This is a genomic window from Methylophaga sp. UBA2012 (genome assembly GCF_002335235.1).
Lineage (GTDB): Bacteria > Pseudomonadota > Gammaproteobacteria > Nitrosococcales > Methylophagaceae > Methylophaga > Methylophaga thalassica.
Genome location: NZ_DDCG01000005.1, coordinates 72,402 through 79,104 on the forward strand (window position 1 = coordinate 72,402; position 6,703 = coordinate 79,104).

At 45.2% G+C, this 6,703-nt stretch carries 5 protein-coding genes; 2 read left to right on the forward strand and 3 right to left on the reverse strand.

The annotated features are described in order from the left end of the window. Positions 1 to 135: 135 nt before the first annotated feature. Both B2248_RS05135 and B2248_RS05140 read right to left on the reverse strand, forming a co-directional pair. A complete protein-coding gene (locus tag B2248_RS05135) occupies positions 136 to 1,365 on the reverse strand; it encodes a nucleoside recognition domain-containing protein (RefSeq protein ID WP_273182655.1) in 1,230 nt (409 codons plus the stop codon). Positions 1,366 to 1,474: 109 nt separating this feature from the next. Beyond that, the gene (locus B2248_RS05140) at positions 1,475 to 3,310 is read right to left on the reverse strand and encodes a DEAD/DEAH box helicase (protein ID WP_273182654.1); all 1,836 of its coding nucleotides are present in this window, start codon (positions 3,308 to 3,310) and stop codon (positions 1,475 to 1,477) included. Positions 3,311 to 3,502: 192 nt separating this feature from the next. Here B2248_RS05140 and B2248_RS05145 point away from each other — a divergent pair, with 192 nt between their 5' ends. Further along, positions 3,503 to 3,712 carry a dodecin gene (locus B2248_RS05145; RefSeq protein ID WP_007145985.1) on the forward strand — a complete coding sequence of 70 codons (210 nt, stop codon included), beginning with the start codon at positions 3,503 to 3,505 and terminating at the stop codon, positions 3,710 to 3,712. A 23-nt stretch (positions 3,713 to 3,735) separates the two neighbouring features. After that, on the forward strand, positions 3,736 to 5,160 hold the full coding sequence (locus B2248_RS05150; protein ID WP_273182651.1) for a dihydrolipoyl dehydrogenase: 1,425 nt from the start codon (positions 3,736 to 3,738) through the stop codon (positions 5,158 to 5,160). Between the two features lie 52 nt (positions 5,161 to 5,212). Here the strand turns inward: B2248_RS05150 and B2248_RS05155 are convergent. Continuing rightward, the coding region (locus B2248_RS05155; protein ID WP_286722289.1) for an ABC-F family ATPase at positions 5,213 to 6,703 on the reverse strand (1,491 nt) is incomplete at its 5' end.

Genomic DNA, 6,703 nt, shown 5'->3' on the forward strand with positions numbered 1-6,703 from the left:
ACAAATAAGACCAGACCGATTACTTTAGATGGAGAGCTTGGGAGTCTAATGACCGGCTGGTTCCATTGAGGTAAGGGGTTGAGCAGGCAGCAAAATTTAGCAAATTTTTGCTGTTTAGGTATGATTTTTTTCTGCTTAGCCGAAAAACCAATAGGCCACAGCGATAGCCGCTAAAATGCCAGCAAAATCTGCGGCAAGTCCACAGCCAATCGCGTGGCGAATATGTTTGATACCGACCGAACCAAAATACACGGCTAATACGTAAAAAGTCGTTTCGGTGCTGCCTTGAACAATGGAGGACAGACGTCCAGCAAACGAGTCGGCACCATAGGTTTGCATGGTATCGACCATCATGGCTCTGGCACCACTGCCACTGAAGGGTTTCATTAATGCCGTGGGCAGTGCTTCTATAAAACGATCATCCAATCCCAGACTAAGCACTAGATGGCGTAATCCTTCTGCCAGCATATCCATTGCACCACTGGCCCGGAAAATACCAATGGCTACCAGCATAGCCACAAGATAGGGAATAATGGTAATGGCTGTTTCAAAACCTTCTTTAGCACCATCAATAAAGGCGTCATAAGCATTTACTTTTTTTATCCATGCTGCAGTAATAAAGACAATCACCAGAGAAAATAAAATTACATTACTGATTAACGATGATTGGTTCACCATGTCCTGTTGTGGCAAGTTAGAAAAGTACAACAATAAAGCAAAAACGACGGCTGTGAACCCGCCAAGATAGGCCAGAACAACCCGATCCAAGAGATTAATCTTCTGCACCCAGGCCACACTGAGTAATCCAACCAGGGTTGAAATATAGGTTGCGATCAGAATTGGAATAAACACATCGGTTGGGTTGGCGGCGCCCATTTGTGCCCGGTAGGTAAATATGGTGACTGGGAATAACGTCACCGCAGATGTGTTGATGACCAGAAAAAGTATTTGTGCATTACTGGCGGTATCCTTAAAAGGATTTAACGTCTGCAATTCTTTCATGGCTTTGATGCCAAGCGGGGTTGCTGCATTATCTAAGCCCAATGCATTAGCAGAAATATTCATTACCATTGCACCGATAGCGGGATGGTTTTTGGGAACATCCGGCATGAGGCGCTGGAATAATGGCGTTAGGGCATAGGTCAGTAATTGTATAAAGCCGCTACGTTCGCCAATTTTCATGATGCCGAGCCACAAGGCAAGCACGCCGGTGAGTCCTAATGCTATTTCAAAAGCAGTTTTAGCCAGTTCAAACATGGCTTGCATCAGTTGAGTAAATATCAACTGGTCGCCCAGCACTAATAATTTAATCAGTGCGACAACAAAAGCGATAAGGAAAAAAGCCATCCAGATGATATTCAGCATAGCGCTATTGTGGCATGAGTGAATTGTTTGCGGAAGCGAGTGTATTGAAGCAATAAAAAAAGCCCGCGCATGTGTCACATACGCGGGCTGTTAATCAGTTTTTCTTAATTTAGTCGCGATTCGCTTTTCTTTGCTTTTTTGCGGCTATGGCTGGACGCTTTTTGGTTTTTGCTGGCAGTGGTCCTGCCCGACGTGGCTTTCTTTCAGCTCTTGCTGAAGAAGTATCAGCATCTGAATCAGGCAGACTAATTTCAAGCTGTTTATTGTTAACCCAGACTTTTCTTAAATGCTGAAAAATATCTTTTGGCATACCATCTGGTAAATCAACAAGACTGTGATCCTGATTAATCGTAATACGACCAATCATGCGACTATCCATGCCAGCTTCATTGGCGATAGCACCGACAATGTGTTTAGGCTCAACATTTTGTTCTGTACCGACTTCAATCCGGTACGTCTTCATGCCTTCTTCAGCTTGATGGGACGTTTGGCGACGAGGACTACGTTCTGCTCTGGGTGGTCTTTCTGAACGCATACCACGTTCACCACGATTTGCTCTTTCAGGACGGTCACTACGCTCAGCACGCTCTCTGGGTTGCTTACGCTCTGAATGGACAACGGGAGGATTTAATGGGCGCGCTTTTTGCACTTGAAAGGCTAATGCTGCAGCCATTTCAATCGGATCTGCATTATGTTCTTCCTGATACTGACGAATCAGGTTCTCAAAAAAGGCCAAATCCTGTGACTCGATAGTTTCCGTTAAGTCTTGTTTGAAAGCCATCACACGGCGATCAGCAATATCTTCGCTGCTTGGCAATTGCATGCGGGTGATGGTTTGTTTGGTCGCTTTTTCAATCGCGCCCAACATGCGTTTTTCACGTGGTGAGACAAATAAAATGGCTTCACCTTTACGACCGGCACGACCTGTTCTGCCGATACGGTGAACGTAAGATTCAGTGTCGTAAGGAATATCGTAATTGACGACATGACTCATGCGCTCAATATCCAGACCACGTGCAGCCACATCGGTGGCAACCAGGATATCAATCTTGCCGGCTTTCATTCTTTCGATGGTTTTTTCACGTAAAGCCTGATTCATATCACCGTTTAATGGTGAGCTGGCATAACCGCGAGCTTCAAGCTTTTCAGACAGATCAACGGTCGCATTTTTGGTACGGACAAAGATGATCATGCCATCGAAGTTTTCGACTTCCAGAATACGGGTAAGCGCATCCAGTTTATGTAAACCGGTGACTTGCCAGTAACGTTGTGTGATCGTATCAACCGTCGATGTTTTTGACTGGATGTGCACATCCACTGGATCTTTTAAATAACGCTGAGCTACCCGATGGATAGGCTTTGGCATTGTTGCTGAGAACAGCGCAACCTGACGATTTTCTGGTGTTTCTTTCAGTATGGTTTCAACATCATCAATAAAACCCATGCGCAGCATTTCATCAGCTTCGTCCAGCACAAGTGCTTTCAGATCTTCGAGTGGTAATTTGCCACGACGGATCAAATCAAGAATACGACCAGGGGTGCCGACGATAACCTGTGGGCTACGTTGTAACTGGCGTAGTTGAATCCCCATGCTTTGACCACCGTAAACGGGTAAAACATGGAAGTTTTTCATGTGGCGGCCGTAGCCTTGCATCGCTTCTGCGACTTGAATAGCTAACTCACGTGTTGGGGTGAGTACCAGAATTTGAGGTGTCTTTTGACGATCATTCAAACGACTTAAGAGAGGCAGAGAAAACGCGGCAGTTTTACCTGTACCGGTTTGGGCCTGGCCCAGTAAATCACGACCCTCTAATAAAGGCGTAATACTTTGTGCTTGAATGGGTGACGGTGTTTCGTAACCGGCTTCTTTGATTGCTTTGACAATAGCGGGAGCGATACCCAACTCACTAAATGAGGGGATCGAGTCAAGTTGTTCTGTGGACATGCAAAAACCTGTGAATGTCAGTTTTGAACGCAAAACTGAGGAGCGGGATGATAAACCGCATATTATACAATCCTGAACAAGCAAAAGATAGAAAAATCATTTGTTTAATGTGATATGGCGCATTTCTGGTAATGTCAGGTTTTAGGTTTTATGATGGCTTAGAACGTTATCTATCACAGAAAGGAGCGAGAGATGAGTGAACATACATACAAACTGATTGAGTTAACCGGTAGTTCCAGTGAAAGTTCAGATCAGGCGATTCAAAATGCTATCAAAAAAGCTGGCGAAACCGTCAAGCATATGCACTGGTTTGAAGTGATTGAAACACGTGGCTATATTGAAAACGATGGTGTGAAATACTGGCAGGTCACGATCAAAGTCGGATTTAGAATCGAAGATTAAGCATCGCTCCAAAAAGGATAATCATGACAAAAGCAACCCAGACCGATGTCATTATCATTGGGGCAGGCACGGCCGGCTTAGCAGCCCTCAAACAAGTACAGAAAGAGACTGAGAATTTTTTGTTAATTAACGAAGGCGAGTACGGCACTACCTGTGCCCGAGTCGGCTGTATGCCTTCCAAGCTGCTTATCGAAGCGGCCAATGCGTATCATCATCGTCATACTTTTGCTGAGTTCGGTATTCAACACGCCGATCAACTGACGGTTGATATCGCTGCAGTATTCGAGCGGGTTCGTCATCTGCGAGATTATTTTGTATCAAGCACATTATCATCCATTCGTGATATTGAAGATAAGGTTATTACCGGACGTGCCTGTCTTAAGGGGCCGAATACCATCAGTGTTAATGATCAGTTAATCACCGCAAAAAAAATAATCATCGCTACGGGTTCCAGACCGATAGTGCCGGCTGACTGGCAACAGATCGGCGACACAAAAATACTGACAACAAATACCTTGTTTGAACAAAAAAACTTAAAACCCAGAATGGCGGTGATAGGTCTCGGGGCAATCGGTATTGAAATGGCGCAGGCTTTGTCACGATTAGGCATCAAAGTGACCGCCTTTGGTGCAGAATCTTTATTGGCAGGGCTGACAGATAAAAAGGTCAGTGATGCGCTAAAGCAAGCTTTGGCTGAAGAGTTTGATATTTTCACTGAGGCCAAGGCCGATCTTATTGAGACGGAAACGGGCGTGAAAGTGGTCAGTGAGCATAATGAAGTTGAGGTGGATCAGGTTTTGGTCGCTGTAGGTCGTCGACCTAACCTCGATGGGATGGGATTGAATACGCTGGATGTGAGTCTTGACGACAAAGGCATGCCAGAAATTAACCCAAATTCAACACAAGTTGATGGAACGGCTGTCTTTATTGCGGGTGATGCCAGTGCGAATAAAATGCTGTTGCATGAAGTTGCCGATGAGGGCCGAATAGCGGGTCATAATGTTGTGAGCGACGGTATCAATGCCTATTGCCGACGAACTCCCTTAAGTGTGGTGTTCAGTGAGCCTGGAGCTGCGGTCGTTGGTTTATCTCTTGCTGAGCTTGAAGAGCAGAATATCGTGATTGGTGAAGTGGATTATGCTGATCAGGGACGGGCACGGGCGGCGCAACGTAATAAGGGCTTGATGCGAATATACCTGGATAAAGAGTCTGGCAAGCTTATTGGTGCTGAAATGGCCTGTCCTGCCGCTGAACATATGGCACATACTTTGGCTTTAGCAATCAGTCAGGAACTGACGGCAACTCAGGTGCTGGCGATGCCGATTTATCATCCGGTGCTGGAAGAGGGAATGCGGACGGCCTTGCGTCACGCGAATAAACAATTACAAGCTTCACATGGCTTTGATTTATCTCGTTGTGATGCTTTTCAGGCAGAAGCCTTGGATTAAAGTTAAGCTCAGCTGAGGCAATAATGCCTCAGCTGAACTGAATATGAACTAACTAGTTGGTGACACCGAGGCTTTTCAGGTATTCATCATAGCTGCCGCGGAAATCGGTGATGCCATCGGCTTCCATATCAAAAACACGTGTCGCTAATGAAGAGACAAATTCACGATCATGGCTGACAAAAATCAGTGTGCCTTCAAATTGTTCCAATGCCATGTTTAATGATTCAATCGATTCCATATCCATATGGTTGGTCGGTTCGTCCATAACCAGGATATTAGGACGTTGCAGAATCAATTTGCCGAATAACATACGACCTTTTTCACCACCGGATAAGACGTTGGCTTTTTTATCAATGCTGTGACCAGAAAATAGTAAACGACCTAACGTGCCTCTGATGACTTGTTCATCATCTTCTGGACCTGCCCATTGAGACATCCATTCAAACAGTGTCAAATCGTCTTTAAACAGGTGATCATGATCTTGTGCGTAATAACCAATATTGGCATTTTCTGACCATTTTACTTCACCAGCTTTAGGTGGCAGCTCACCTACCAGGGTTTTGACTAAACTGGTTTTACCAATACCGTTGGGTCCGATGATCGCAATTTTTTCACCGACTTCTGTCATGAAACTAAAGTCTTTAAACAGTGAGGTTTCATCCGATTCATAGAACTGGGTGATTTTGCTGACTTCTAAGGCATTACGGAATAATTTCTTTTCCTGATCAAAACGAATAAAGGGATTGACCCGGCTGGAAGGTTTGATATCTTCCAGCTGGATTTTTTCCATTTGTTTCTGGCGAGATGTCGCTTGTTTGGCTTTGGATGCGTTTGCTGAGAAGCGAGCGACAAAGCCTTGCAGTTCTTTTATCTGGGCTTTTTTCTTGGCGTTATCAGCCATCAGACGTTCGCGGGCCTGTGTTGATGCCAGCATATATTCATCATAATTACCCGGGTAGATTCGCAGCTCACCATAATCCATATCGGCCATATGCGTACAAATACTGTTCAGGAAATGGCGGTCATGCGAAATAATAATCATGGTGCTGTTTCGCTGATTAAGGGTATCTTCCAGCCAACGGATAGTATTGATGTCCAAATGGTTAGTCGGCTCATCCAACAGCATGATGTCTGGGTCGGCAAACAGCACCTGGGCCAGCAAAATACGTAACTTCCAACCTGGTGCGACTTCACTCATCGGACCGTAGTGTTGTTCGACAGGAATGCCGACACCTAATAACAGTTCGCCTGCACGGGACTCAGCGGTATAGCCATCCATCTCAGCATATTGGCCTTCCAGTTCGGCTACTTTCAGGCCATCTTCTTCGCTCATTTCTGGCAGGTTATAGATACGGTCACGCTCAATATGGACTTCATACAGTTCAGGTTGGCCCATGATCACCACATCGATGACGCGTTCATTTTCGTAGGCAAACTGATCCTGCTTTAATACAGCAAAGGACTCATTCACATCACGCATTACGTTGCCTGATGTTGGCTCCAGCTGTTTAGCAAGAATTTTCATAAAGGTGGATTTACCACA

Excerpts from the sequence above, each read along its gene's own strand:
- B2248_RS05135 (WP_273182655.1), bottom strand. The coding sequence starts at position 1,365 with ATGCTGAATATCATCTGGATGGCTTTTTTCCTTATCGCTTTTGTTGTC.
- B2248_RS05140 (WP_273182654.1), bottom strand. The coding sequence starts at position 3,310 with ATGTCCACAGAACAACTTGACTCGATCCCCTCATTTAGTGAGTTGGGT.
- B2248_RS05145 (WP_007145985.1), top strand. The coding sequence starts at position 3,503 with ATGAGTGAACATACATACAAACTGATTGAGTTAACCGGTAGTTCCAGT.
- B2248_RS05150 (WP_273182651.1), top strand. The coding sequence starts at position 3,736 with ATGACAAAAGCAACCCAGACCGATGTCATTATCATTGGGGCAGGCACG.